This is a genomic window from Vibrio cincinnatiensis DSM 19608 (genome assembly GCF_900167345.1).
Lineage (GTDB): Bacteria > Pseudomonadota > Gammaproteobacteria > Enterobacterales > Vibrionaceae > Vibrio > Vibrio cincinnatiensis.
On record NZ_FUXB01000045.1, the window covers coordinates 1 to 2,105 of the forward strand.

The following is a 2,105-nucleotide window of genomic DNA, read 5'->3' on the forward strand; positions in this document are numbered from 1 at the left end:
ATGTGACGCTGCCAAAAGTTGCAGGCTCACTGGTATCCAGAATTTCGGATAATTTTCAGATTTTGAAACCTGCATCTTCAAGTTGAGCGGGTATATTAAGTTTAAAACTTAAAGTATAGGTTCATTTAAGCTAACAAACGGTTCAAGCGGGACTTCCAACGCTTTCCATTTTTGGCTTTAATGGCTTTTGAGGTTACGGCAGATTAGTTTAAGTGCAGTTGTTTGCGTTGTCAGCCCCTTAACCGGGCGTTATGTTTATGGTGATCTTGTTGCATATGATTCTGTCCGAGGTTATTATCGTTGCATATTAATTAGTTAGGGAATACTACATGCATACACCAATAAAGTTTTATATTACTTTACCTTTTGATTTATTTAGGTTGGGACGAAAGTCAAAGGCTAAATTTGATTATATCCGTACAAGTCCTCCAAGAGATATGGACGAGGTATGGGATTTGAAAATTTACAGCAAAAACGGTGTCGAGTTTGTTGATTGTAAATCTGGCGGACTATCTTTATTTAACTATCGTAATCCTCGGTTTGGTACTTTATGGTGGAAAATACCACAGAATACTAAAATGCCTAATGGTTTACATGTATCGCTTGATGATGGGGGAAGTAATGGTAAGCATCATTTTACTATTCGCCCATTGCAAGATATGCCTCTCTCTTTGTATTTGATTAAACTTCAGCAGTTAGAATCGAGTGCAAGACCATGTTTTATCAATTCTCCAAATTCACAGGTAGGTTGAAATGTTTACTCAAAAAGAACGCCGATATATTAAAAACTGTTTGAAAGAGAAACTTGAGCGAGAGCAACTTCAGTTGTCTCAGATGGATGAGGATACTGATGAATACATGGAAAAGGCAAATGATCTAATGGTTCTGGATTCACTAATAGCTAAACTTAGTGATTAAACAAACATAACAAACGCTTCAAGAAGGACAGCCAACGCGTGGCATTTTTACTATGCGTTGGTTTTTGTGGTTACGGTGTTATGAGGAAAGTTGGTAGTAGCGTTGGCTGCCCCTTAAGCGGGCGTTAACTGGCAATGAAATTACCCATCTTTTTTTGTTGAATCCTAACATATTGATTTATATTAATAATAAATCGAGTAAAAAATAAAAGGTTATTTTGAGAAATTTGATGTAATTACTACTATTAACAATAAGTTACTGCTAAAGTTTCATAGTTCACTGCCGCATAGGCAGCTTAGAAAATTTCAACAAATGGATTTGATTTTAGCCCGTCTGTTCACTGCCGCATAGGCAGCTTAGAAAATCGCTGCCGTGATTGCATTAATTGCGCGCACGTTCACTGCCGCATAGGCAGCTTAGAAATAAACCAGAACCAGAGCTTGAGTTGGAGAAAGGTTCACTGCCGCATAGGCAGCTTAGAAAAAAAAGGGTGGTCGTTTGAGTCACTGGGTCAAGTTCACTGCCGCATAGGCAGCTTAGAAATTCCGGCGTGCGGATTACAATTCGAAACTTGAGTTCACTGCCGCATAGGCAGCTTAGAAAATTTGGCAGTACCACTGAGTGAGCCAAAAAGGGTTCACTGCCGCATAGGCAGCTTAGAAAATTACGCACTTTAGGAGCAAAACCACGAGAACGTTCACTGCCGCATAGGCAGCTTAGAAACGACTGAGCGACAGAACTCAAGAGACAATTATGTTCACTGCCGCATAGGCAGCTTAGAAAAAGTTGCCGAAGAGCACAATAAAACCATTTTAGTTCACTGCCGCATAGGCAGCTTAGAAATTTAATGATGGAAATAAGCGTACCGCGTTTGTGTTCACTGCCGCATAGGCAGCTTAGAAAGATCATCTTTTCAGCTTCAAATGTCCCAGAAAGTTCACTGCCGCATAGGCAGTTTAGAAAATATTGGTAACTTTGGCATTTTGGATCGGCCAGTTAACAAGGCATTTAAGAGGGACAATCAACGCGTGGCAGTTTTGGTTTGGATGCGCATTTGAGGTGACAGCTGGTTAGTTTGAGCGCAGTGGTTTGCGTTGCTTGCCCCTTAATGCGGCGTTAGGCGATATTCGTGAAATTACACAAATGATTCGTTGATTCTTAATCGTGATTCTTTGAATTATTTTATT

General features: G+C 39.9%; 2 protein-coding genes and 1 CRISPR repeat array. Both genes read left to right on the top strand.

Annotated elements, in window-relative coordinates:
• Window positions 1-329 precede the first annotated feature (329 nt).
• Entirely contained in the window at window positions 330-752 is a 423-nt protein-coding gene (locus B5D54_RS16740; RefSeq protein WP_078927655.1) for a Tse2 family ADP-ribosyltransferase toxin, read from the top strand.
• A 1-nt stretch (window position 753) separates the two neighbouring features.
• On the top strand, window positions 754-918 hold the full coding sequence (locus B5D54_RS17270; RefSeq protein WP_172459857.1) for a hypothetical protein: 165 nt from the start codon (window positions 754-756) through the stop codon (window positions 916-918).
• 274 nt (window positions 919-1,192) lie between these two features.
• A CRISPR array of direct repeats spans window positions 1,193-1,881; the repeat unit is 28 nt; unit sequence GTTCACTGCCGCATAGGCAGCTTAGAAA.
• Window positions 1,882-2,105 lie beyond the last annotated feature (224 nt).